General features: G+C 69.4%; 23 protein-coding genes and 1 pseudogene. 10 read left to right on the forward strand and 14 right to left on the reverse strand.

Going from position 1 to position 24,573, the window contains the following annotated elements:
* The 4 genes from ACZ4M3_RS29030 to ACZ4M3_RS29045 all read right to left on the reverse strand — a co-directional run.
* On the reverse strand, positions 1-947 hold a 947-nt coding region (locus ACZ4M3_RS29030), incomplete at its 3' end, for a dihydrolipoyl dehydrogenase family protein (protein ID WP_467737582.1).
* A gap of 437 nt (positions 948-1,384) precedes the next feature.
* A complete protein-coding gene (locus ACZ4M3_RS29035) occupies positions 1,385-2,251 on the reverse strand; it encodes an NmrA family NAD(P)-binding protein (RefSeq protein ID WP_467737584.1) in 867 nt (288 codons plus the stop codon).
* 50 nt (positions 2,252-2,301) lie between these two features.
* Positions 2,302-2,763 carry a hypothetical protein gene (locus ACZ4M3_RS29040; protein WP_467737585.1) on the reverse strand — a complete coding sequence of 154 codons (462 nt, stop codon included), beginning with the start codon at positions 2,761-2,763 and terminating at the stop codon, positions 2,302-2,304.
* A gap of 93 nt (positions 2,764-2,856) precedes the next feature.
* Entirely contained in the window at positions 2,857-3,378 is a 522-nt protein-coding gene (locus ACZ4M3_RS29045; protein WP_467737587.1) for a MarR family winged helix-turn-helix transcriptional regulator, read from the reverse strand.
* Between the two features lie 376 nt (positions 3,379-3,754).
* Here ACZ4M3_RS29045 and ACZ4M3_RS29050 point away from each other — a divergent pair, with 376 nt between their 5' ends.
* The gene (locus ACZ4M3_RS29050) at positions 3,755-4,588 is read left to right on the forward strand and encodes a PIG-L family deacetylase (protein WP_467737999.1); all 834 of its coding nucleotides are present in this window, start codon (positions 3,755-3,757) and stop codon (positions 4,586-4,588) included.
* Between the two features lie 534 nt (positions 4,589-5,122).
* Here the strand turns inward: ACZ4M3_RS29050 and ACZ4M3_RS29055 are convergent.
* From ACZ4M3_RS29055 to ACZ4M3_RS29065, 3 genes are all read right to left on the reverse strand, one after another.
* Positions 5,123-5,530, reverse strand: a complete 408-nt coding sequence (locus ACZ4M3_RS29055; protein WP_467737589.1) for an ATP-binding protein — start codon at positions 5,528-5,530, stop codon at positions 5,123-5,125.
* A gap of 376 nt (positions 5,531-5,906) precedes the next feature.
* Positions 5,907-6,203 carry a hypothetical protein gene (locus ACZ4M3_RS29060; RefSeq protein WP_467737591.1) on the reverse strand — a complete coding sequence of 99 codons (297 nt, stop codon included), beginning with the start codon at positions 6,201-6,203 and terminating at the stop codon, positions 5,907-5,909.
* 181 nt (positions 6,204-6,384) lie between these two features.
* Positions 6,385-6,558: a CsbD family protein gene (locus ACZ4M3_RS29065; protein WP_467737593.1), complete on the reverse strand. Its 174-nt coding sequence runs from the start codon at positions 6,556-6,558 to the stop codon at positions 6,385-6,387.
* Positions 6,559-6,894: 336 nt separating this feature from the next.
* Between ACZ4M3_RS29065 and ACZ4M3_RS29070 the strand changes: the two genes are divergently transcribed.
* Positions 6,895-7,056, forward strand: a complete 162-nt coding sequence (locus tag ACZ4M3_RS29070; RefSeq protein ID WP_037792689.1) for a hypothetical protein — start codon at positions 6,895-6,897, stop codon at positions 7,054-7,056.
* Between the two features lie 863 nt (positions 7,057-7,919).
* Here ACZ4M3_RS29070 and ACZ4M3_RS29075 read toward each other — a convergent pair.
* The 3 genes from ACZ4M3_RS29075 to ACZ4M3_RS29085 form a co-directional block, all read right to left on the reverse strand.
* Positions 7,920-8,906, reverse strand: a complete 987-nt coding sequence (locus ACZ4M3_RS29075) for an expansin EXLX1 family cellulose-binding protein (protein ID WP_467738001.1) — start codon at positions 8,904-8,906, stop codon at positions 7,920-7,922.
* An 856-nt stretch (positions 8,907-9,762) separates the two neighbouring features.
* A complete protein-coding gene (locus tag ACZ4M3_RS29080; protein WP_467737595.1) occupies positions 9,763-10,383 on the reverse strand; it encodes a GNAT family N-acetyltransferase in 621 nt (206 codons plus the stop codon).
* A 479-nt stretch (positions 10,384-10,862) separates the two neighbouring features.
* A complete protein-coding gene (locus tag ACZ4M3_RS29085) occupies positions 10,863-11,351 on the reverse strand; it encodes a hypothetical protein (protein ID WP_467737597.1) in 489 nt (162 codons plus the stop codon).
* Positions 11,352-11,500: 149 nt separating this feature from the next.
* Here ACZ4M3_RS29085 and ACZ4M3_RS29090 point away from each other — a divergent pair, with 149 nt between their 5' ends.
* Positions 11,501-12,754 (forward strand): sensor histidine kinase, encoded by a 1,254-nt coding sequence (locus ACZ4M3_RS29090; RefSeq protein WP_467737599.1) that lies wholly within the window; start codon positions 11,501-11,503, stop codon positions 12,752-12,754.
* Complete coding sequence (locus ACZ4M3_RS29095) at positions 12,745-13,392, forward strand: response regulator transcription factor (RefSeq protein ID WP_467737601.1); 648 nt, start codon at positions 12,745-12,747, stop codon at positions 13,390-13,392. Before ACZ4M3_RS29090 ends, ACZ4M3_RS29095 begins: the two co-directional genes overlap by 10 nt.
* On the opposite strand, the gene ACZ4M3_RS29100 is transcribed toward ACZ4M3_RS29095, so the two are convergent.
* On the reverse strand, positions 13,374-13,985 hold the full coding sequence (locus tag ACZ4M3_RS29100) for a hypothetical protein (protein ID WP_467737603.1): 612 nt from the start codon (positions 13,983-13,985) through the stop codon (positions 13,374-13,376). The two genes, ACZ4M3_RS29095 and ACZ4M3_RS29100, sit on opposite strands and share 19 nt — an antisense overlap.
* Positions 13,986-14,263: 278 nt before the next feature.
* On the opposite strand from ACZ4M3_RS29100, the gene ACZ4M3_RS29105 reads away from it, so the two are divergent.
* Complete coding sequence (locus tag ACZ4M3_RS29105) at positions 14,264-14,797, forward strand: glycine cleavage system protein H (RefSeq protein ID WP_467737605.1); 534 nt, start codon at positions 14,264-14,266, stop codon at positions 14,795-14,797.
* Positions 14,798-14,858: 61 nt separating this feature from the next.
* Here ACZ4M3_RS29105 and ACZ4M3_RS29110 read toward each other — a convergent pair whose 3' ends face one another.
* Both ACZ4M3_RS29110 and ACZ4M3_RS29115 read right to left on the reverse strand, forming a co-directional pair.
* Positions 14,859-15,182 (reverse strand): transposase, encoded by a 324-nt coding sequence (locus tag ACZ4M3_RS29110; RefSeq protein ID WP_467737607.1) that lies wholly within the window; start codon positions 15,180-15,182, stop codon positions 14,859-14,861.
* Positions 15,183-16,561: 1,379 nt separating this feature from the next.
* Complete coding sequence (locus ACZ4M3_RS29115) at positions 16,562-16,768, reverse strand: hypothetical protein (protein ID WP_467737609.1); 207 nt, start codon at positions 16,766-16,768, stop codon at positions 16,562-16,564.
* Positions 16,769-16,954: 186 nt separating this feature from the next.
* Here ACZ4M3_RS29115 and ACZ4M3_RS29120 point away from each other — a divergent pair, with 186 nt between their 5' ends.
* Positions 16,955-17,689, forward strand: a complete 735-nt coding sequence (locus tag ACZ4M3_RS29120; protein ID WP_467737611.1) for a hypothetical protein — start codon at positions 16,955-16,957, stop codon at positions 17,687-17,689.
* A gap of 1,922 nt (positions 17,690-19,611) precedes the next feature.
* Positions 19,612-19,772: pseudogene (locus tag ACZ4M3_RS29125) on the forward strand (MerR family transcriptional regulator); the annotation flags it as partial.
* A gap of 84 nt (positions 19,773-19,856) precedes the next feature.
* Here the strand turns inward: ACZ4M3_RS29125 and ACZ4M3_RS29130 are convergent.
* A complete protein-coding gene (locus ACZ4M3_RS29130; protein WP_467737613.1) occupies positions 19,857-20,852 on the reverse strand; it encodes a helix-turn-helix domain-containing protein in 996 nt (331 codons plus the stop codon).
* A gap of 364 nt (positions 20,853-21,216) precedes the next feature.
* On the opposite strand from ACZ4M3_RS29130, the gene ACZ4M3_RS29135 reads away from it, so the two are divergent.
* From ACZ4M3_RS29135 to ACZ4M3_RS29145, 3 genes are all read left to right on the forward strand, one after another.
* Entirely contained in the window at positions 21,217-22,482 is a 1,266-nt protein-coding gene (locus ACZ4M3_RS29135) for an ice-binding family protein (RefSeq protein ID WP_467737615.1), read from the forward strand.
* Between the two features lie 192 nt (positions 22,483-22,674).
* A complete protein-coding gene (locus ACZ4M3_RS29140; protein WP_467737617.1) occupies positions 22,675-23,409 on the forward strand; it encodes a DUF5819 family protein in 735 nt (244 codons plus the stop codon).
* Positions 23,410-23,464: 55 nt separating this feature from the next.
* Positions 23,465-24,475 (forward strand): HTTM domain-containing protein, encoded by a 1,011-nt coding sequence (locus ACZ4M3_RS29145; RefSeq protein WP_467737619.1) that lies wholly within the window; start codon positions 23,465-23,467, stop codon positions 24,473-24,475.
* Positions 24,476-24,573 lie beyond the last annotated feature (98 nt).

Here is a 24,573-nt window from a genome sequence, read left to right on the forward strand (position 1 = left end):
TCGCCGATGGCGTAGATGTGCGGAACGGAGGTGCGGCAGCGGCCGTCCACGTCGATGGCGCCGCGCTCGGTGACCGTGACGCCGGTGTTCTCCAGTCCGTACCCGGTGACGTTCGGGGCGAAGCCGATGGCCTGGAGGACCTTGTCGGCTTCCAGGACCTGCTGGGAGCCGTCCTTGCCGGTGACCGTGACCCGGACCTGCGGGCCGGACTCGTCGATGGAATCGACACGAGTCGAGGTGAGCACGTCGATGCCCAGCCGACGATACTGCTTGGCCAGTTCGGCGGAGACCTCGGCGTCTTCCAGCGGCGCCATCCGGTCCAGGAACTCGACGATGGTGACCTTCACGCCGTAGTTGTGCAGGACGTAGGCGAACTCGATGCCGATCGCGCCGGCCCCCGCGATGACGATGGACTGCGGTAGTTCCTCGGCGAGGATCTGCTCCTCGTACGTCACCACCCGGGCGCTGCGCTTGGTGCCGGGAAGCAGCCGGGGCGTGGCGCCGGTGGCGATGATGCAGTGCTCGAAACCGATGGTGCGGGTCTCCCCGTCGTAACCGGTCACCTGGAGCGTGTGCGGGTCGAGGAAGGTTCCGCGGCCGTCGTACTCGGTGATCTTGTTCTTCTTCATCAGGAAGTGGACTCCCTTGACGCGGCCGTCGGCGACCTTGCGGCTGCGGCGGTAGGCCTCGCCGTAGTCGAAGGAGACCTGTCCGTCGACCTTGATCCCGAACGTCTTCGCCTCACGGGTGAAGATGTGCGCGAGTTCGGCGTTGCGCAGGAGGGCCTTGGTCGGGATGCAGCCCACGTTCAAACAGACCCCGCCCCAGTACTTCTCCTCCACGACGGCGACGCGTTTTCCCAGCTGGGCGGCGCGCACAGCGGCGACATAGCCGCCGGGGCCGGCGCCGAGTACGACGACATCGAAACGCTCGTCCTGCTCCACCATGGGGCGTTCCTCTTCCTCGGTTGCGTTACCTGTTCCGTGATGGATTGTTCCGCTCCGTCGCGCCGGCCGCCACAGAGATCATCGCGGTGTGTCCGAGATCGCCATCGGAAGGGGCCCGTCGGCCCAGGTCGCGATTATGGGGACGTGAGTTCGAATACGGGTGCTGAGGCGCGACCAGAGCTCAGTGCGGCGTTGAGCGGGGACGGGGGAACGAGATCACCGCCTCGGACGAGCACGCCCTTCCTCCCGTCCGAGCCGTGGCGAGGGGCCGCGCCAACCGGCACGTGACCGACGCAGTCCGTGCACCACTCGGCCCGCCCGAACTGGTCGACGTCCGGGACCCCGGCTCCCCTGAGTGAACCCCTGTGCACCGTGGCCGCTGCGGCTGATACCGGCCCCGGCGCCGCAGGCCCGGGACCGGGCGGGCAAGCTGTCGGTCAGGTGGTGGTGGTGAACGCGCGCAGGTGCTCGCGGATGAAGTCGTGGAGCGTCCTGGCCGGGCGGCCGAGGACGGTCTCGATGGTGTCGTTGGGGGATTCCGGACGGGCGATGGCCAGTTGCTGTATTTCTACGACGTGGCTCGCGAGCCAGGGTGGCATATGTGCGGTCGTCAACAGATGGCCGTAGAACTCCTTTGGTGGCAGGTCGATGTGACGGACAGGGCGGCCGGTCAGTCCGCTTAGCAGGCGGGCGAGTTCGGAGTGGCTGTAGGCCTGCGGGCCGGTCAGGGTGTAGGTGGCACCGGCGAGGCCGGGAACGAGAAGGGTCTCGGCGGCCAGGTCGGCGGTGTCCCGGACGTCGATGTAGTTGCAGGGGGCGTCGCGCATCGCGCCTGTGAGTACGCCCTGGGCGACTGCCGGGGCGTTCAGGAGCAGCTTTTGCATGAAGGCGTACGGTCGGAGCAAGGTAGCCGTCATGCCGGTTGCCGCCAGGTGTTCCTCAACCCGCCAGTGCCCGCGCGAGATGGCCACTGGTGAGGCGGGCTCGGCTGCCGGGGCGGAGAGTTTGACCACGTGCTGTACCCCGCACGCGGCTGCGGCGTCTATGGCGTTGGTCTCCAGCTCGGCTTGACGCGGGCTGTTGGCCATGGCGAGGAACAGCTGTGTGGATCCCTTGAGGGCGTCGCGGAGTGTGCGGGGGTCTGCGGCGTCCGCGCCGACGACCTCGACCGGGGTTCTTGCGCCGGTGGCGGCGCGCAGTGTGTCGGGAGTCCGGCTGATGCCCCGGCAGGGGACGTCGAGTTCGGTCAGCCGGCGGAGCAGCGCGCCTCCGGTGGCGCCGGTTGCGCCCATGATGGTGATCACGGTGAGCCTTTCACGGTCGATATGTCTGGCGAACGGGCGGGAGGGCCGGGTCACGTCTGTTGCCGGCAGGTCGCACCGTGCCACCTCCAGGTGACGATGGCGGCGGCCAGTGCGGCCGAGAGCGGCAGGTCGATCCGCAGTCGCTCCAGCCATCCGGCGTCGGGCACCGGCGTGTGCGACGGCAGCCACTGCGATGCGAACCACCCGAGCAGTGCGGCGACTGCGGCCGCCGCAACGGCGAGTGCGGGGGCGAGCGCCAGTCGCGGCGCCGAGGTCGTCCAGCGCCGCGGCCGGCCACGTCGGTGCAGCCAGGCGCCGACGATGCAGGCCACGAGAGCGGACGTGGCCCCGATGGAGGTGAGGGCGGCCATGGTGAGTTCGGGTTGCCCGGTGAGGAATCCGCCGAGCCCGGCGGTGAGAGCGGGGGCCGAATAGGCGACCGCGACTTCCTGCCAAAGGACGAACGGGCGCGTGGCGGAACCGGGTGGAGAGGTTCTGTGGGGAGGGCTCACGAGTCTCCTCGAAGATACTTAGGAAGCTAACTATTAGGGTGTGACTGAGCCCCGCTCAGTCAAGGCGACTGCTTCTCGCGGAACGTGGGGGTGCTAGTCGGCGGTCAGCGCGCCGATCCGCCGGGTAATCCGCTCCAGAAGGTCCAGGAACAGCCCTCGCTCGTCGACGCTCAATCCGTCGACCAATGCCTCAAGTCGCGCGAAGTGGTCCGCGGCCATGTCGCGCAGCCGCTGGGCGCCGCGCGCGGTGAGTACCACCACCGCGCCCCGCCCGTCCTCCACGGAGGCGCGGCGAGCCACCAGACCTTCGCGCTCCAGCCCGCTGACAAGACCGGTCACGGTAGCGCGCGAGACGCCAAGGCTCCTCGCGAGGTGCGACGGCGACTTCTCTCCGTCACTGTCCTCCAGGTCCACCAGCAGGCGGTAGCGCCCGGTCGACAGCCCGGAACGCGAGAAGTGCACTTCTGACGCCCGGTCCAGGCGCGCCCCCGCCGCCATCAGGCGCACGGCGACGAGTACGGCCTGCGGATCGGCGTCAAGCCCGTACTGCGCGATCTGCTTCCGTGCCTGATCGAGGGTGGGTGTAGTACCTGCCGTCGCGTCCTCGTCACTCATGCGAGTTAATATGGCAGCTAACTACTGAGCGGTCAAGACACCCTGCACGCGGCACGCACCGGATGTGAAGTGGACGCGTGACACAGCGACCGAAGCAGTGACGGGGACCCGGGTACCCCGGCAGGATCCCCGACGGCGGCGGCCGCAACGTCCTCGGCCCGGCAGCCGAGTGCCGACGCCTGGGGGGCCGGACGGCCGTGCCGGGAACATGCGGTCCGGCCGCACGGTTGCATCATCTGAGGGACCGGCGCCGCACGGGGAGTACGGAGACCATAAGGTCGTGCGTGCCATCAGGATCCGGAACCCAGGCTCGCGGTACGCCCGCCGCGCGCTCGGACTAAGACGTATGCCTTTTTCCTTGCAGGAGGACTGTTTCATGACTGGCCGGCCCTTGACGCTCATGGCAGTACACGCCCACCCCGATGACGAGGCCACCGGAACCGGAGGGATCCTCGCGCGATACGCGGCGGAAGGCATCCGCACGGTTTTGGTCACGTGTACCGACGGTGGTTGTGGAGACGGCGCGGGGGGCGTCAAGCCGGGCAACCCCGGTCACGACCCCGCGGCGGTCGCCGCAATGCGCCGGCAAGAACTCGAAGCGAGCTGCGCCGTCCTGAAGGTCAGCGATCTGGAGATGCTGGACTACGCCGACTCCGGGATGGCGGGCTGGCCGAGCAACGACGCTACCGGATCGTTCTGGCAGACCCCCGTGCAGGAAGGCGCGGCCCGACTCGCTGAACTCATGCGGCACTACCGGCCCGATGTGGTCGTCACCTATGACGAGAACGGCTTCTACGGCCACCCCGACCACATCCAGGCCCACCGCATCACGATGGCGGCACTGGAGATGACCTCGCTGGCACCGAAGGTCTACTGGACCACGGTGCCCCGCTCGGCGATGCAGCGGTTCGGCGAGGTCATGCGCGAGTTCCAGGCGGACATGCCGGAGCCTGATCCGGCCGAGGCCGCCGTGATGGCCGAGATCGGTCTTCCCGACGACGAGATCACGACATGGGTGGACACCACTGCGTTCAGCGGTCAGAAGTTCGACGCGTTGGCCGCGCACGCCAGTCAGGGCGAGAACATCTTCTTCCTCAGGATGGGCAAGGAGAGGTTCGGCCAGTTGATGGGCATGGAGACCTTCGTACGCGTCCAGGACCCCACCGGCGCGCCCCTGCCCGAGAACGACCTCTTCGCCGGGCTGCGCTGATCCGCCCGTCCGGCCGCCCGGAGAGCACATCGAAGGCCTGGCGGGGACGAGCGGGTCACACACCCGCAGGATCGTCCTCGGGTGTCCCGCTCCGGACCCCGCCGCGCCGCCGTCCCCATCTGGTCTGGACGATCGCATAGCGGCGAGAGCGGGTGTACCCCGTCTCCCACGAGCCCTACCGTTCCCGCAGGTCGGACGTCTGCTGGTCCCCCGCAGGAGGCCTCCCCTGGCAACAAATTGCCGCCATCGCTGACGTATGCAGCACGCTTGTCGGCGGCGGCGGCGGCGGCCCGGGCCAGTGTCGGCGTCGTGGACACCACGCGCGGGGAACCGGGCGACGAACCTGGGGTGGGCCAGAAGGTCTACAGTCCGCAGGCCGGGTGCGCTCGGGAACGGCGGATCCAGATCGACGTCCACCAGCCGGGTTTCGGATGTTGGCGGCAACTGCGTGTCCGCCCCGTCGCGGCGTACCGAGGTCACCTCGGGCTGCACGCGAAGCGTGAGTGCGGGCGGGCAGGCCGGATCCGCTGGCCGTCAACGGCTGAGGGTGGCCCGTACGACCTTGCCCTGCGGGCTGCGCCGCACAGCCACAGAGCGGGCGATCCGCTGGACCATCGGCCAGCCGAAGCCGCCATCTCGCCCTGTCAGGTCGGGCAGCCGGTTCTGTGGAAGGACGGGACTCGGGTCCAGGACGTCGACCTGCAGCGTGAAAGGCCCGGCCGTAAGGCGTACCGCCGTAACCCTGCCTGCATGACGGATTGCGTTGGTGACGAGCTCGGAGACCACCAGCATCACGTCCTGCGCGGTACCCGAGGGCGGGGGCGGGCTGAGACACGAGAGGAAGGCTCCGGCAGTCTCCCGCGCCTGGGCGGCACATCGGGGACGGCAGCTGTACACCGTCTTCACCTCGACGCTTTCGGCGGACTGCAACTGCCCCAGCATGTGGCACCCCTCTCGACCGGACCTCCAAGAAACAATCTTCGTCGGTGACGCGTCTACCCGAAGACAATTCACTCAAGCGAAGGCCCTTCCCCTTCGCGGGCTGAGCCTTCACCACGGCGGTCAGGGGCTGGATCGACTGGTGGTGCACGCCGTACTGCGCGCTGCGGATCGCGCGTCCTCTGCGGGAGGTCGCCGGCAGTGGTTGGCAGAGGACTCCGCGCACCGTCGTAATCGCCCGGTCATGGCTTCGTCGTGCCTTGGGCTGCTCGATGCCGAAGGGCTGCCGGCGTGGGTCAGCCGCTGCAGCCTTGCCGACGCTGCGCGACGGCGTAAGGCCGCACGTCGCTGCCTCTGGCCTTCGCCGTACGGGAGGCGGTCAGCAGCGCACATTGCCGGTGCAGTCGCAGAAGGACAAGCCGCCGCAGCCCACCACCACGACGTAGCGGTCATCGGCCAGGGCAGTTCGGTGCGAACCGTGCCGGGCAAGGCAGCCCGACAGCTTGGCTGGAAAGTCACCACGATCGGGTGGATCGGCGCCCCCGCCACCGTCGGGCGGCCCGCGCATGCTGCTCGGCGTTCGCTGTCGCAGCTCGGTACGCCCGGTGTCGGAGGGTGCTGGCAGCCTCGGTGCGATGACCTTCATCCGTACCACGCCGCCGCCGGTCGACGTCACCGCGGTCTTCCCCCAACTCCGACGAGTCGTGGCCGCATTGGGACGCCCCGGACGAGGGGGCGGCCACTCGCTGACCACGGTCCTCGCTGCGCCGGGGCCGGGCACCGGGACATGACCGGGCCCCGACCCTGGGGGAGAGGGTCGGGGCCGGGTGGTGCACAGCGGTCTTTTTGTGAGGTGGTCAGTGGCGGAAGGCGTCCTTGGTGTCTTCCTTGGCTTGGCGGGCGCTGCCCTTGGCCTGGTCGGCGCGGCCTTCGGCGGTCATGCGGTCGTTGCCGACGGCGCGTCCGACGGTTTCCTTGACCTTGCCCTTGAGCTTCTCGGCGTGCGCCTTGTTCTTCTCCGTGCCCGACATGGGGACCTCCTCGTGAAGTACCGGATTGGTCGTGACCGCTCTTCTACTCACAACCGTCGGTCCCAAACCCCGCAACGCAGCCCGTTTTCGTCGGCTTCCTGGGTCGCACGGCTCGGGCAGGACCGTGAGCGACGCCGCCATGGTGCCCGCGCGATGACCGGCCTGCGCCAAGCGGCGCGCTGAGGCCAGGGGAGGCGGCCGTAGCAGGGGCCTTTGGCGAACCGCCCCGGAACGTGAGCGCGTTCTCTTGCCCGCCTGCCGGCATAAGAAACACGTAAAAATAGGCTGCATAGGTGGAGGATGGTCGGGCAGAAGGCGCTTCGGAGGTTGATAACTATGGTTCCCCTGCTTCTCGTTCTTCTGCTCGCCCTGATCCTCTTCGGTGCCGGTTTCGCGGTGAAGATCCTCTGGTGGGTCGCCATCGCCGTGCTGGTGCTGTGGCTGATCGGTTTCGTCGCCCGTCCCAAGGGTGGCAGCGGCCGCTGGTATCGCTGGTAGCCGCCCGGCACGACGCATCCGTGATGCTGGATGACGGTGGCCTGCCGTCCCCTGTCCGAGGGGGCGCAGGCCACCGTCACGTCGTTGCGTCTTGGCGCATATACCTACAGGTAACGGGTGGAAACGAGTATTCGGGGGTATCCGGGCAGCAGCCGGGACGGTCGCCGTGACGCAGCAGGGAACCTGCTCACCTCCGAGGATCGACGGCCGTCCCGGTCGGCCCCGGGTCGCAGACATGCGGGCCGCAAGCCCTGCGGCAGGTAACGGTGGTCGACCGGCCACGTGACCGAGGCTCGGACGCAGGTTGCAACGCAGAGTTGGGCGGGGGTGGTCTTCCAGCCCCGGCCGCGCGTCGATGGGAAGAACTCTCCCCGGCGGACCGCCGATCCCGACGAGGAAGATCGTCGGCCCCGGTCCTCCCGCGCCTGTGATCGCCTCGCCGCGCCGACTTCCGCCTCCGGGAGGATAAGAGGCCCGGGCCCGTCGTCCGGCCCTCCTGCGGCCACAGCAACCCCTGACTGCTCGATGCCGCTCAGGACTCCGTCCCGGATGCACGGAACACCCGTGCCGAGCCCGTGCCGAGGAGGCACCGGACAGGTCATGTCGCACGGACTCCGGGGGTTTCGAGGAACTCTCGGATCACGTTGTGTTCGGCGCCGTGGAGCCGGGGCGATGGAGTCCGGACCGCGCACGTCGGAAAGTTCCCCCGCCGAGGTCGCACACGAGCTCTCGCTGAGTGACCGAGGCGCAGGCTTGGGCTGGCGGCATGCCGGTGCCGATCCCCCGCTGACTGATAGGCGGTCTCCTGTTGCCGCTGCCCTGCCCGTACACCTCGGTCGAGGGCCGGCATGGTGCGCAGAAGATCAGTGCTGTGCGAATTGGACCTGCGTCGGCTGCACGGCTTCCGGCCGCAGAGCGATCCCGTCGATGGTCAGTCGTTCGCCGTAGATATCGGTGATCCTGACGGCGCCGCCACACCCGCTGCCGTCGGGGGAGAGGAAGTAGTTGTACGCGGTGCGGGCCAGTTGGCGCCAGCCGTCGCTCGTTCGGACTTCCAGCCGCGCCAGCGGGTTGCGGTGGCCGATTGCCTGAATGCCGCACCAATAGGGGCTGGATCCGTTTTTGTAGCGGATCGATATCGCGCCCGCCGTGTCGGGGCTGACCAGGCTCCAGGTGATCGCGATCCGGCCGGTCGAGATGGGGGCCAGTTTGGCGAAGGCTTGCTCGCTGAGGTCGAGTTGGCCGGTCCCACAAGGCAGGGGGCACTCGTTGGTGATCCGGACCGTAACGGAGGCGCCATTCGCCGCGCGGACGACCACGTGCGCCCCGCAGGCCTTGGACGTCTCGTAGTCGGCGGTGTTCATCGCCGCGATCATCATGTCGTCGCTCGGGCCGTAGGAGCAGGCGCCGTCCCCGACTCCCGCCTTGTAGACGGTGGCGACTCCCTGGTAGGTGCTCTGGGGCCGAATCCGCCCGGCCAGGGATGACGTGGCGGGGGCCCCGCGTGGGGCTGCCACCGTCGGCGGCGCCGCCGACGTGCTCGGGGAAGCAGTCGGGGACGTGGCGTCGGCGGGCATCGGGGTCCTCGCGGAGGCCGACAGGGTCGCGGAGGGCGCCGACGGGGGAGCTGAGGAGGACTTCTCGCCCGGCGATGTCGGCGGGCGACGCCCTTGGGCGTCGCCGACGGCCGTGGCCCGCCCCGCACTCTCCTTACGGTCAGGTTGCATCGTCATGGCCAGGCAGACGAGAAGACCCGCGACGAGCAGCCCCGTGATGGTGCCCACCATCAGCCCTCGTCTGCCCCTGCACCGGTGCTGCCGCGCGGCCTGGCGTGTCTCTTGCATGTTCATCCCCTCGTAGGAGCGTGCCGGTGTCTCACCACTCAGTGGCCGCAGGCGGCGAGAAGGTTGCCGCCCATTTTTCGGTCGGGTCGGGTACCGCCACGTGAGCAGCCGGATGGCAGGGCCGGGCACGGTCTCTGTGACGTGCACTCCTCGGCCAACTCCTCGGCCGGCAGGGCGTGGCAGGCGGGTGCGACGCGGCGCACGGCGTCGTCACCGACGCCCGGCACCGGCCCGTCGACGCAGCCGCGCGGCCGGTGCTCGCGATGCTCATGGCCCGGTCCGGGCCGTTCGCGGACGCGCTGAGTGGGCGGCCCGGCGGGATCCGGTCTGGCCCGAGCGGTGTCCGGCGTCCGGCGCGGCCCGCGCACGGGGTCGCACCGGTGGGCGGCTGAAGCGTTGGCGGACGGTTGTCCTGGAGGGGTGTGCTGTCGATCGGGGGCCGAGCGACGGCTTTTCTCCGGCGCGTGTACCTGCTCCCACTCGGCCTCGGTACGCGGGGTTGGCAGGGCGTCGACGTCCGCCGTGCCCCAGCACGCCGAAGGCGGTGTCATCCGCGGTGCGGGGGGATTCGAGCCGGTCGGTGATGCGGAATGGTCGGCTTCGGGGGTGGTTCGGCACGGCCGTACGCCGCCTCGGGGATTCGTGCCGGTTCGATCGGCGCGACTGCGGCGGCTTGGTCCCGGTCGACCGGTGCACAGGGCATGGGCAGGCCTTTGGTCCGGTGCCCGGTGGGCGCGGCGTCAGCCGCCGTCGGCGGCCGTGCGGGTGGGTGCGGCCGCGCCGTCAGGGGACGGGTCGGCCCGGGAAGCCGGGCCACGGCGGCCGCCACCGCCGTGGCGAACACACCCGCCGCGGCAGCGGTTCAGGTGGCGTGGGCCGGACGGCACGGCTCGCGCCACATGCCCCACAGCACCGGGCCACCGCCCGGGAGCTGTACCTCCTTGCGGACGGCGAAGCCGAAGTGCTCGTAGAAGGGCAGGTTCTCCGGCTTGGAGGACTCCAGGTACACCGGCAGGGCCGCCGTATCGGCCTTGGCCAGCCCCGAGCGCAGCAGGGCCGCGCCGTGGCCCCGGCCCTGGGCGGCCGGGTCGGCGCCGATCAGCGCCAGGTACCAGTGCGGCTCCTGGGGGGTGTGCTGGGCGGCCTCGCCGACGGCGTCCCGGAACAGCGGGGCGCGGTCGCCGAGGATGCCCATCAGCTGCTGGATGGTCTCCGCGTCGGGCACGGCCTTGGCCTGCGCCTCCGGCGGCACCCAGAACGCGGCCGAGGCCTCAGTGCGCTCGCAGACGCCGTGGAGGCCGTACTGGCGGGTGAAGAGGGTGTTGAAGTAGCGGGTGAGCGTCGCCTCGCGCGAGGCGACGTCGGGAAAGAACCAGCGCATCATCGGGTCGTCGTCGAAGGCGCGGGCCAGGGTGCCGCTGATGAGCGGTGCGTCGTCGAGCGTTGCCGTTTTTGGGGTATTTGCTATCGACATGCAGATCATTCTGCACGCTGGGATTTTTTTCGGGGGTGAGGGGGCGGGGTGCGGTTGGCGGCCCGCGGCAAAATACGCCGTGACCGCCGGGAGTCGGCGAGGTGGCTCTGGCGAACCCGTGGCGAAGGCCGCCGGCGTGATCGACCTGATGGAGGCCCTGCGTGCCTGTGTCGAGCGCGCCCAGACCCCCAGGGCCACCGGCGGCGAGGCCACTACTTACGCCAAGGCCACCTCTACCCGAAAGGGCGCCGGTTCGGAGAGGGCCGGCGAGCGGTCAGAGCACTCGCGCTGATCACCTGCGTAGGACACGGCGTCGTGCGGTCGTGGGCGAGCCGGTAGGGGAGGGCCGGGGACGAGGTGAGCAGCAGGTACGGGCAGGCGTCCGCCGGCTGTGCGAAGACGGCCAGATGCCGCCCGGCATCGGGGCGAGGACTTGCTCCTCGGCCACGGTGCGCCGGCCCGGAGGCTCCACCGGCAGTGGTCCGGCGTCAGCGCGGCTTGCGGGTCTCGCGCGTCGTGCGCGTCTGGGGGAATGCCGTTCGCAGGGTCGTGCCGCGCATCGTGAAGGCGACGCGGATGACCGGGAGTACGCAGAGCGTCTGCATCGCCGCGTACCACCACGGGCAGACGCCCGGGATCAGGTCGACGCCGACGATCGCGATCGGGAAGACGACCGAGATGCCGCGCAGGCGCTCGTAGGACCGGCGGGAGCCCTGGGACGCGGAGACGGTCAGGCGGTGCAGCAGCACCGCGACGAGGGGAAGCAGGATCGCCCGGACCCACATGAACGGGTTCACCATGTGGCCCGTGCCCGCGACCGCGACGACCACCAGGAGGGCGGTGGCGGTGACCGCGCCGTAGACCTTGACGCTGACCCGAGTCGCGCCGAAGGCGGCCTGGACACCAGGGCTGTTGAGCAGGACCGGGTCGGTGGTCGTGGTGTTCGCGTCGGTCGTGGAGTTCGCGTTGGTTTCCATGGCTGCGACGCTACGGAGCCACCGTACGACCCGGTATCGGCCTGGCCCCACAGGGCGGTGGGGCCAGGCCCACTCCCCGGCCGAGCCGCGACGTCGCGGGCTGCCGGCGGTGCACAGTGGGGGCATCGAACGAGAAGCGAGGGGGAGTCGTGGGACTGGTGGGTTCCTGGGTGGTACGGGCCGGGGTGGGGTTCGGGCGGGCGTGTGTCGGCGCCGCCGTCTGCATGCTGCTGCCGATGGTGTGGGCCGCCGCCGTGGGGTTGGGGGTGTGGTGCGGGGCGGAGCACCCGTGGTCGTGGATCGGGCCCGCCGTGATCGTGTGCGCGGGTACGCTCGCCCTGGCGCAGACCGTCTGCCGGGCGGTCCGGTTCCTCGTCGCGCGGTGGACCGGTACCGACATCCCCGCCGGCCACCGGGAGGCCCGGCCGGTGATACAACTGTCCACCGGCTACTGGTGGAACGGCTTCAGTTACGAGCGCAGCCGCCGGGACGCCGTCATGGACCAGCGGATGCGGCTGTGGTGGAGCGACCCCGCCACCTGGCGCGATCTGCGGTTCGCCGTCATCGCCCCGCTCACCGCGGGGGTGGTGGCCGCCCTCCCGCCCGCCGCGCTGGCCGTCGCCGTCCTCACGCTCGCCCGGCCCGAAACCGTCGCTCGTCTCGTCGGGGCGTGTGCCCTGCTGTTGGCCGTCGGCTGCGCCCCGTACGCCTGGCGGTCCCTCCACCGGGTGGCCGTCCGCTTCCTGCGGCCCTCGCCCGCGATGGTGCTGGCGGAGCGGGTGGACGAGCTGACCTTCCAGCGCGCCGACGCCACCGTCGCGCAGGCTGCCGAGATCCGCCGCATCGAGCGGGACCTGCACGACGGCGCTCAGGCCCGCCTCGTCGCACTCGGTCTCTCCCTGGCCACCGCCGAGCGCCTGATGGACCGCGACCCCGAGCAGGCCAAGGCGCTGATGCGGGAGGCGCGGGCCGGCGCCGCCGCTTCGCTGACCGAACTCCGCGAACTGATCCAGGGCATCAGCCCGCCCGTCCTCACCGAGCGCGGGCTCGTCGACGCCGTACGCGCGCTCGCGCTGGACATCCCCCTCGGCGTGGCGGTCAGCGCCGGCGGCCCGCTGCGCCTGGACCCGCCGATCGAGTCCGCCGTCTACTTCGGCGTCGCCGAGCTCCTCACCAACGCGGTCAAGCACGCCGGGGCGACCCGGGCACACGTCTGTCTCCTCCGGGACGACACGGGCATCGTCGTGGAGGTCGAGGACGACGGCCGGGGCGGGGCCGACATCCGGCCCGGCGGTGGGCTCGCCGGCCTGCGCCGCCGGCTGGCCGTCTTCGACGGCACGCTCGCGATCACCAGTCCCCAGGGCGGCCCGACCCGTGTGAGGATGGCCGTGCCATGCGAATAGTCGTAGCCGAAGACCTGTACCTCCTGCGCGACGGGATGGTCCGTCTGATCGAGGCGTTCGGGCATGAAGTGGTCGCGACGGCCGCCACCGGACCCGAGACGCTCGAAGCACTGCGGACCCACCGCCCGGACGTGTCCGTCATAGACGTCCGCATGCCCCCGACCCAGTCGGACGAGGGCCTGCGCGCGGCCCTCACCGCCCGCACCGAGATCCCCGGCCTGCCGGTCCTGATCCTCTCCCAGCACGTCGAGCAGTTGTACGCCCGCGAATTGCTGGCCGACGGCTCCGGCGGCGTCGGCTACCTCCTCAAGGAAAGCGTGTTCGACGCCGACCAGTTCATCGGCTCCCTGGAGCGCGTCGCGGCGGGCGGTACCGCCATGGACCCGGCCGTGATCGCGAAGCTGTTGTCCGGCAGCGCCCCCGACCGCGGGCTGGGGCGGCTCACCGAACGCGAGCACTCCGTGCTGGGCCTGATGGCCGAGGGCCTGTCCAACCACGCCATCGCGCGCCGCCTCTTCCTCAGCGAGGGCGCCATCAGCAAGTACACGACCTCCCTGTTCGGCAAACTCGGCGTCACGGACGACGATGACACCAACCGCCGTGTCCGCGCGGTCCTCACCTACCTGAACCAGCCCTGACGACGCTGGTGGTGGGCCGGCCTGCGGCGCCTTCGCCGGCCGTACGGCAGCGACGGGTACACCGGGCCGTCCTCCTCCATGGCGGCCGAGGCGGTCGACAGGAACACCAGCCGTCGCCCGTCGGCACGGGACGCGCGGATGGTCTCGTACACCTGGGCCGCGTCCCGGTCGAAGTCGGCCGACGAGGTCGCGGTGGTGGACGCGACGCCGGTGGCGTACACCACCGCGTCCGGGTGCCGGTGCGGAGCAAGGTCGGGGCGCGCCAGGGCGCGGCGGTCTGCCTGCGCTGTGGCGCTCAGTTCTTCCTCGGCTCGGTCGGCGGTGGGGGAGGCGAGGGAGCGTGGGGGGCCGGCGGTGGCGGAGGCCTCGAAGCGGCGGCGGCGGAATTTCTCCGCGGCCTTCAGGTCGGCTTTGAGTCGACGGGCGGCTGCGGTTCGTGCTGCTTGGACGGTGCGGATCTGCCCCCGGCTCGCGGCGGCGGCCAGGAACGCCGACCCGAGGTGGCGGACCGTGGCGGCGTCGCAGACCTCGATGGTGTCGTCGTGGTGGGGGAGGCGGCGTACGGAGACCCCCACACCGAGTACGTCAGCCACACTGACCGCGCCACCAACCCGAAGCACACCCACCCCCTGCGCCACGCGAGGGAGCGGCCACTGATCCACGCGCCGGAGACCGCGTTTGGTGCACCGGCGTCCGGCCACGGAGGCCGGCCGCAGCCCGCGGGGGGCTGCGGCCGGTCGTCCACGGTCCGTAGCAGCGGTAGGTCCGCGAAAGACGAACGCCGTCCCGCCACGATTGCGTGCTCGGATCGCACGGTGATCCGGCCCGCCGCAGCGGTGGGTGGTCGGCGGTGTCACCTTTACAGCGGTCGATGGCGAAGATCCGTGAGGCATGGATGGTCCAAAACTGCCTCATGGGTGCTGCTGTGGGGGCAGGATGTCGCCCGGGCGGGAACCGCCCTGGCGCGTTGTCTCGACTGGAAGGCCTGACTGTGTGCGACATTCCTGCCGGCCTGTACTTCGCCGAGAGCCACGAGTGGGTGCGCCCTGAACCGGACGGGCTGGTGTGGGTCGGCATCAGCGACCACGCCAGGCAGGCGCTGGGAGACCTTATAACCGTTGAGTTGACGGGGTTGGGGACGCTGTTGTGGGCCGGGGATGCGGCTGGTGTGCTGCGGGGCACGAAGGCCGCTGCAGGCATCCATGCCCCATTGAGCGGGCAGGTCGTGGCCGTGAACGAGGTACTCAAGAGCGCTCCGCAACCGATCAGCAGCGACCCGTACGGATCGTGGATCTACAGGCTGCGTCTCTCCAATCCCCTGGCCCATCTCCACTCCCTCCTCGACGCGTCGGGATACCGTGCGGCCCTCGGGACGGCGGCGGCTCGTCAGCTGTCCGCCGACTGAGCGCCGACCGGGCGGTGTCCGGCCACTGCCGGGTGTCGGGGGCGGGTGCCGGGGGCGGGGTTCAGGTGAGCCACGGGGTGTTCCAGTCATCGACTGCCTTCTCGCCGGTACGGCTGTTCTGCGTCTCGCGGGGGACAGTGCGGCCTGCAGCGAGAGCGGTGAGGATCGCCTGCCATGTGCCGTCGACGTTCCACAGGCGCAGTCGTTCGGTGCGGCGGTGCCGGGGACCGTAGCGGGTGGGCAGGCCGTGCCAGCGCCCGCCGGTACTCTGCTGCCACAGCGTGCCGTCGATCATGAACCGGTAGTTCGGTCCTGCGGGCCCGCATCGCGGGATCAGGCGGCGGGTAGCGGCCCATTCCGGGCCGTCCAGCTCGGTGTCTTCCATACCATTACCACGCCCCTTCCTCGATCCGGGTACGTTCCCTGCGGCGCGCCCGGCCGCAGCCGTCCGACCGGTGGTGCAGCTGCGCGAACTCCGGCAGTGTTGAACGAATTCTGGTCGCGAGCTTCGAGTTCGGTGTCCGAAGCCGTAGCGGCGGTCGCTGTACTCGGCGGTCGAGTTGCCGCCATGGTGCTTCTGTTGCCGGGCCCGTGTGCAGGCGAAGCGTGGCCCCCTGTCTTGGGTGGCGGGGGCCGACGCTGAGCACCCTGCCTCGGGGAGGGAGTACTGCCACAAACGAGCCGTCCGCGACCTCACTCGATGGCGGTGCCCCGCCGGGTGGCCGGCCGCCTTCACTCACACGAGTGGGCGGCCGAAAGGTGGGCGAGACGGACGGGGCTCCCGCCACGGCGTGGTCACGTTCAGGGCTGTGGGGAGATGACGGAGTGGTCACGTGCCGCAACGTCGGGGAACCGGGTTCGTTGCCTGGGCATGGAGAAAACCGTTTCGCCTCCTGGGTGGGTCTTCGGCCGGCTTGTCATGGAGTGGGGGCAGGTCTCAGATGCGCCGATCTACGACGCGGTGGAGCGCCAGTGGCTCGCCGACGGCCGTGAAGTACCCCGTCGTCCCGGCTCGTCCTGGAACGGCTTTTCGCAGTCAGTAGAGGGCGGTGACCTGTTCCTCCGTGCATGAACTTGATCCTTACAGCGGCCGGTACAGCCGCTCGCGCAGGTGCAGCAGGGCGGTGATGTCCGCGACGGCGGCCAGGGCGGTCAGCAGAGTGTCGATGGCGGCGTCGTCGCCGTCCCGGACCGCGTGCACGATGAGGTCAATACTCTTCAGAGCCCGCCCGTCGACCACCGGCGCCTCGGATGCTCCGGCTGGCTCCGCCGACCCGCCCGCCGGGGTGCCTGCCGGCCTGGCGCTCGGGAACACAGCACCCTCAAGGAAGGCCGCGCTCGTCTCGCCCCTCACTCTTCTTCTCCTGCGAGGACGCGGTCGGCCGCGCGGTGAGGGCATGAGCAGAGGTGCCACGTCCGGGTGAGCCGGTTCCCAGACGCAGCGATGGTCCGGGCATGGTCCTCGCCTGGCCCTGAGGGGCAGTGCGGGCACAACAGCGTCAGCGAGGCCGGCACGCCGTCGCCGGCTTGCGTTTCCGGCCGGCGCCCGAAAGGTCCGTCGCGACCGGGCAGCCCACCCATGACGGGCGCGCCCTTGCTTCGATGGGGGCCGTAGATCATGGGTCCACATTCCCCACCGGACCAGCCGGGTATGCCCTCCATCGCTCCTCCGGGCGCTCGTGCAAGGGCGCCAGCGGCAAGGGAGCACCAGAACTTGTCCGGCTTGAGTTCTGTACGACCGCTCGCGACACCGTTCCGGATCTTCTACAGTTCGTCGTAACCGCCCGCGTAGTCGTCCTCATCGGGTGTGTCCTGCTCTCGGCGGCGCGGGGCCGCCTTCTCCTGCTCGCGAGTGGGCCGGTCGGGTTCCGTGGGGTGGACCGGGTCCTGCCCGGCCGGGATCTGCGACTTCGGCGGTACCTCGTCGGCTCCCTTGCCGGACCAGGGCCGCTTTTCCTGCGTACCGCCCACGAGGGGACTCCTCGCACTCGCAGGGCTGTGCCTTCCACGCTGCCACGCGACGGCGCATTCGGCAGCATGTCCGCATTCGGGGCTGATGCGGATCCCGAGTTTTGGTTCTGACCGCAGTTCCGTGAAGCATCCCGGAGTTGGTCGACCTCGTGCAGTCCGTCCGGTGTCACCTGGTTGGATGAACGCATGACGGATTGGTCGACGCTCACCGACGCGTGCGGTTCCGCGGAACACGTGCCTGGTCTCCTGGACCGTTTCGAGGCCGATCCGAGTGGTGTGTGGTCCGAGATGATGGACCATCTATGTCCACAGCTGGGCGCAGCCTTCCCTGCCAGCTATGCAGCTCTTCCACGGCTGGCCGAGATTGCGGGCGCCTGCGGGCCGGAGGATCTGGTCCGGGTGCTGCTGGCATCCGGGGCAATAGTCTCCTGTTCGCCCGGGCTGTCGGAGCCTGACAGCCCTCTGGCGGTCCACTCGGCCCCGATCGGGGTTCTGCACCGTCTCACCGATCGCCACCTAAGCCGGGCGGTCGAGGCCGAGGAGTACGTGAACCTGCTGCAGGCCCTGCTCTCTTTCGAGGGCGTCGAGATCTGGGACCGCTGCCTGGACGGTCTGCAGACCGGGGAGTACGAGGTCGACTGCCCGTACTGCGGCGTCAACATGTTCGTCGTGATCGGACAGGACGACTACTTCTGCTGCAGCGATGACTACGCGTTGCGAGAGGTGGAGAAGTCGCCCCTCCAACCGGTGCGAGCCCAAGAGTTGGACGGGCTGCCGCAGAGGTTGTTCACGCGAGCGATGGCGGACGGGCAGGAGAGCCTGGCTCACGGCATTCCGTATCTGTTCGGACGAGCCGCCTGCCCAGACTGCGGGACGGACTTCTCGGTGGCGGAGCGGGTGGTTGCCAGCTGGATTCCGTGACCGACCCGGCTAAGCACGGCGACCTGGGCTTTCACGGAACCGCGGTCGGAACCCCCAAGTTCCCCCCCCGGGCGCTGGCCTGCGGTCCAGCGCCACAGCGGAGGGGCTGGCCGACAGCCGGCCAGATCCAGGGGCGGGGCGAGCTGTCCAGGGTGGGCGCAGCCCAGCGCGAAGTGCCGCCGCAGGCGCCCTTGACCGCTCGGCACGGCCCGCACACTCCACGAGCGCGCGGCCCCGGCTCCAGTTGCCGCAGCAACCGGCTGGGGAACAAAGAGCCGCCCTGGGGAAACTCGGGCTCTGACCGGAGTTCCGCGAAATCCCAGGTCAGGGGCCGCATGTCGGAACGTTTCGTCTGGGCATGGGTGGCTGGTGGGGGTTTACTCACTGGATGATGTGCTGTTCCCGGACGTCGATGTGCGTTTGTGCAGTTCACGGCGGGGGACCTGGTCGTGGTGGGCGGCCGCTTGCGGGCCGCCACCCAGATGCCCGGGATGCCGGGCTCGAGCTCGGCGGGTGCATTCGCGCTACGAGCGGTCTCTGGCCGAGCGGCCCTTGTCTGGGAGAAGGCTGCGCGTGTAGCTGCGGGTCCGGCGGTTCTTCTGCGATGGGGCCTCGTGTACGCGGCGGACGTTTGTGGAGCAGGTCAGCGGAGCGAGCGGTATCGCCGCTCCAGCCCCGGGCTGTAGACCTGGCTCCGCCAGGCCGCGGTCGAGCTCGGCGGGCGGGCCGGCGAACGGCTGTGCCGCCGCATGCAGCTCGCCGCCGGACGCTCGCGACTGCTGGCGCTACTGGAACCACCGACGGCGCCGGAACGGTCTCCGCGAGTACTCGGAGTCGACGAGTTCGCCTTCCGCAGGGGCCGCACCTACGGCACGATCCTCGTCGCCGCCGGCGTGGCGCAGGGCGTTGGTGCCGAGCTCGGAGACGACCAGGACCACGGTCTCCGCGGCCGCCTCTGCCAGCGAGGGTACGAGAGGTACGAGGAAGGCCAGGCGGCAGCCTCAGGTCCGTAGATCCTCGTGCCCGTTCTCCGGCCCCCGGCTCTTGTACCCGGCCCACGGCCGCCTACCCGGCTTCTGTCGCGCGCGTGTCTGCTTCCCGACATCGTTCGAGCTCGATTACCTCTCCGTCGAACACGCAGAAATCTGTCTTGTGTGGAGTAGACATTGGGTGGTGGTGTGGTTATGGTTTCTCTCGTAACCAGCAAGGCCGAAGGGCCCGGCAGAGACGAACTGCCGGGCAGCAGTACGCAGTACCCGTAGGTGCAGTACCGCAGGACGGTGCGGCGGCGGAGTTCCGAAGCCAGGGTTTGTGGAGGACGGCGACGGGACTGGCGGCCGGACCGGGTGGCCCGCAGTGATCAGGGGCCGCCGTGCAGTTCGCAGTACCGCAGTGAAGTCAGTATCGGTAACACCCTCGGTGAAGGCGTCGGCTGCGGGCGCGCGCACCGGGAGTCCGGCAGTGGGGTTCCAAGCCAGAGCAGACGCACGATGGGCGACGGGGCTGGCTGCCGGAGTGGCCCTATCGCAGGCCACCGAGCAGTACCCGCATCACCAGCACCACCCGCAGTAGGGCAGCACAGCATCACCGCAGTTGAGCAGTACCGGCAGTACGCAGTCCCCCCTGTGTAAGTAGCAGTTGATCAAGAGGGAAGAGCGGAGGAACGAACGCCATCGGGATCGCCCGGATGAAGCAGTTGTATCCGGGTACCGCAGGACATCGATAGTGAGGTGGTCTCCGGTCAAGCAACCGCGATCCCCGCGCCCCCGACGGCATCACGGTCGGGCATGCGGAAACAGGAAGCCGGCGCAGTACCAGGGCCGGCAGATGGTGTAGCAGTTCCTTCGGGGCCCTGGTGCCATACGGCACCAGGGCCCCTCCACGTGCTCCAGCAGACATCGGCATTCCTCGCAGAAGGCGAAGTGACAGCAGACGCCTCGTTCGACCGCCTCGAAGACGACGACTGCCCCGCTACACCGTGGGACGGGCCGCCGAAATCCTCGGCACCATCCAAGGCTTCCTCCGCGCGATCGGCGAAGTCCGCCTCATCACCCCCCCTCCACCCCCGGGGGCCTCGACCAGGGCCTGGCCGAGGCGCCGAAAAGTGGTTCACCCTCCCTCCTTGCCCTTTTCGCTGTGCGCCTGCTTCCCGGCTGCTCCGGCAGCGTCAGTGGCGGTGAGGGCTGTCGCGGGCCTTTCCCCACAGCCTCGCCGGAGCCACCGTGGATTCCGTCTGGCGCCTCCTGCCGGAAGGCCGTCCCTTCGCCCCCTCGCCTCCGTCGAGCCCGGTGCCCGGCGGGAATTCCGTGCCGGCGTATGCCTTGATTGCTTCGGTGATGAAGTTCCCCGTGTCGTCTGGACTCAGCGCCTGGGCCTGCATATGCGCATACATGTCGCTGTAGAGCTGCACGTCGGATCGTTTCTCCAAATAGAGGTCGCTGGTGAACCTCTCCAGATAGACCACGCTCACATCGGTGGTGTCCGCGAACTCGATCAGGGAGAACTGTCCCGCGACACCGGGGTGGGCCCCCACCTCGTGCGGGAGGACCTGCACGGTGATGTGCGGCTGGGCGCCGAGGTTGTTGAGATGTTCCAGTTGCTCGCACATGACCTCGGGGCTGCCTACGACGCGCCGCAGCGCTGATTCGTCCAGTACTGCCCATAAGCGCAGTGCGTTGTCGGGGGCGCTCAGCCGGTCCTGGCGCCGCAGCCGCACTTGGAGTCGGGTTGCGGCCTGGTCGTCGGCGGCGTGAGGGATCGTTCCTGCGATAACCGCCCGGGCGTAGGCGGGGGTCTGTAGCAGGCCTGGGATCACCAGGGGCTCATAGGTGCGGATCGTGGCCGCCTCGGCCTCCAGGCCGATGTAGGCGCCGTACGGAATATCGCCGTAGGCGTTCCACCAGCCCTGCCGACCCGATTCCTGGGCCAGCCGCATCAGGGCGTCGACGAGTTGCTGGTCCTGCACTGCGTACAGCTGGCAGAGATCGCGGACGTCACGGGGCTTGATGAGGCGGCGGCCGTTTTCCAGGAGGCTGATTTTGGGTTGGGAGATGAGCAGTCGCTCCGCTACCTGCTGCGTCGTCATACCGCTGACTTGTCGGAGCCGGCGAAGCTCCGATCCCAGCCGGCGCCTGCTGACGGTGGGATTGATGTCGACGCCCACGGGGTGTTTTCCTCCGCTCCGAGAACCATGTTAGGGCAAGCAGACTGCCATGGAGCGGGGGAGTTGGACCAGTCTTGGTGTTGTGTCGCGCACTGTCCTCAATCCTGTTCGGTTCCGCCGGCCGACACATTCTTCCGACGCAGGAAAAGAGTCTTTGAGGGGCGCCCTGTTCCCCCATACAGTCCATTTGGCCATTCCTGATTTTTATTGCTTATCTGCCGGTGCGAATGGTGCGCAGAGGAACCGCCGGGGAAATCCCGACCAATTGCGGATTTCTGCGTAATATGCCAGCCACGGTGCGACGGTCCCGTGTGACCGCTACCTTCCGACACGCCACCATCCCCTCACAGGAGTTGGCCCCTCGATGACGCTGAATATCTCTGGCGCGGCGCTTAGGCGCACAACGCCGGTCTGGATCGCGACGGTACTCGCCACGGTGATCGCCTCTGCCGTGGTCGCGGTGACGCCGACCCGGGCACATGCGATCGCAACACCCGTACCTCTGGGCACGGCCGCCAGCTTGGCCGTGCTGGCCGGCTCGGAGATCACCAACACCGGCCCCACAATCATCACCGGCGACCTCGGAGTGAGTCCGGGAACAGCCATCAGCGGATTCCCGCCCGGGATGGTGAACGGTACCGTGCACTCCGGCCCGGTCGACCCTGTGGGTCTCCAGGCCAAGAGCGACCTGGTCGTGGCGTACGACAACGCCGCAGGACAGGCGACGGACGCGGTTCTTCCCCCGGACGCCGGGGGCCTGACGTTGGTTCCGGGTGTGTACACCGCCTCCTCCACTCTCGGGCTCACCGGCACCCTCACCCTGGACGCCCAGGGCAACCCCAACGCCGTGTGGGTGTTCCAGATCGGTTCGGGTCTGACCACGGCAAGCTCCAGCAACGTGTCCCTCATCAACGGGGCCTCGCCCTGCAACGTGTTCTGGCAGGTCGGAAGTTCGGCCACCCTCGGCACCGACACCAACTTCGTCGGCACCCTCATGGCCCTGACCTCCATCTCTCTGACCACGGGCGCGGACATCGACGGTCGGGCGCTGGCTCGTAACGGCGCGGTGACGATGGACACCAACACGATCAACCGTGGGACGTGTGCCGCCGGCACCACCGGCGGGACCACGGGCGGTCTGGTCACCGGTGGTCTCATCGCCGGTACCACGGGCGGTACCGGAGGCACCGCGACCGGTGGTACGACAACCGTCGGTACGACGACCGGTGGTACGACGACCGGAGGCACGCCGACGGGAGGCCTCCTCGGCGGCGTCCTCGGCGGTCAGACGACAGGCGGCGGGCTTTTGGGCGGCGTGCTTGGCGGAGCGACGGGCGGGCTTGTCGCCGGCACCACCACGAGCGGCACGACAGGCGGAACTGCGGGACCGATCACGGGCGGAACGCTGGGTGGCACAACAGGTGGAGGCGGCCAGCCGCCCGGTAAGCCTGGTCATCACATGCCAGGCGAGCACGACCACGGCAAGCCTGGTGAACACGAGCACGACCACGGCAAGCCTGGTGAACACGAGCACGACCACGGCAAGCCTGGTGAACACGAGCACCACCACGGCGAGCACGGCGAGTATGACGAGCAGGGCGGACACGGCGGATACGGCGACGACGAGTGAGTGCTCGCCACACCGCGCGGCCCGCAGCAGCGGGCCGCACGTAGATCCCGCAGCGGGCTGACTGCCGGGGCAGGGGCCCACTGCAGACGGGACGGCGGCGTGCGACGGAACTTCGGTTGCCTCGCACGCCGCCCGCGGAAGCCCGAAGGAACGGATGGATGAGCAGTCTCGACGGAAAGGCGGGGTGGGGCGGTGCTGGGCAGCGCGACGTCAGTTGACGCGACGGAACCGGAGCAAGCCGAAGCAGGACGGACCGGGCCCGAGGAGCGCGGTGGGGGACCGCACGCGGACGAGGATGTTCCAGCGCCGCGCGGCCCGCTGACGGTGGGGGCCGCGATCACCGTCGTCCTGTGTCTGGCAACGGCGCTGACTCATGTCCTCCTCGTCTTTCTCCACGTGGCACCGACGAACGCGGTCTCACAGCTGTACAGTCGGCCGATCAACGCGTGGGTCTATCCTCTGTTCGAGCAGAATTGGCGGCTGTTCGCCCCCGACCCGGAGTCGGTCAACCGGCAGATCTCCGCGAGGACCAAGCGGACGGCACCCGACGGCACGGTCCAGGTGAGCGGGTGGTTCGACCTGAGCGCCGTGGACGCCTCCGCAGTCGAGCACAACCCCTTCCCCAGCCACACGGCACAGAACATGCTGCGCCGGGCCTGGAGCTCCTACCTCGAAGCGTTCGGCGGTGATGACGAGCCGCGTTCGGAGCGAGCCGTGATGATGCGGACGTACCTGCGCAACATCGCGACGGACCGCGTCGTCAGCCACTGGCGCGGCACCTTCGACTCCATCCAGCTGCGGGTTGTCACAGTCCCCGTCGCAGCCCCGAACCCAGCCGGGGGCACCCACCCGCCCGCGGCCGGTGCCGCGCCTCTTGAGACCCGTTACCTGCCCTGGTGGAAAGTGACCCCCCATGCAACACACTGAGTCGACGCCAGCAGTCGCGGCCACCCGCCCGGCGGGAGAACCCATCCTCGACCGCATGGGCAGGCTCCTCGCCGTACTGATCGAACGGCCCGTCTCCCTGTACGGCGCCGCGGTCCTGCGCATCGGATACGGGCTGCTCTACCTCGTCTTCCTGTTGCGCGAGTTCCCGCATCGCGACCAGATCTGGGGCCCCGGTTCGCCGTGGACACCCGCACTGGCGAAGCAGCTGTTCGACCAGACCGGATGGGTCAGTGTCCTCACCTTCTCCGACAGCCGTGCTTATTTCGAGTTCTGCTACGCGGTCGCTCTCGTCACCTCCGCGCTCTTCATGCTGGGTTGGCGCACCAGGGCCGTGTCCGCCCTGTTCGCGGTCGTCGTGGCGTCGTTCCACGCCCGGGCCATCTACATGACGGACGGGGGCGACAACCTCATCCTCCTCATGTCGGTCTACCTCGTCTTCACCGCGTGCGGCCGACGCTGGTCCCTGGACGCGCGCAGGAAGAGGGACTCGGCAGGGTACGGCGGCCGGCTCGGGCGCACGCCCCACGATCTCCGTCGGACCGTGGTCACCGTGCTGCACAACTGCGGCATGTTCGTCATCGCCGCCCAGGTCTGCTTGCTCTACGGGTCCGCGGGTCTCTACAAGGTGCAAGGCGGCTCCTGGGGCAACGGGACCGCTCTCCACTACGTAATGAACCTCGAACTGTTCCGGCCATGGCCCGCACTGTCCCTCATGCTGGACGAGCACTTCATCGCGATCGCCGTCGTCGGCTACTTGACCGTGCTGCTGCAGGTCGCGTTCCCGTTCGTCCTGTTCGGCAGGCTCAAATACCCCGTGCTGACCATGCTGTTGGGCTTGCATCTCGGAATCGCGGTCCTTCTGGGGCTACCGCTCTTCTCCGGCGTGATGATCGTCGCGGACGCCGTGTTCCTTCCGGACCGCTTCTACCGCTCCTTGGGCCACCTGTGGCCGCGAATCCCCCGGCCGACCGGGTTCGGGAAGACACGGGCCCCGGCCGGGCGGGAATCCGCGCTCCTGCCGACCCAGCCCGGCCCGGTCGGCTGAAAGTCACCTCTCCGCTCCGAAGGCCGCGCGCCCGGACGGCGCGCCCAGTGACGCACAGGGAATGATCCCGCATGGCCTTCGCCGAGGACCCACGTCGC

It is taken from the genome of Streptomyces sp. NPDC026522 (assembly GCF_055567555.1).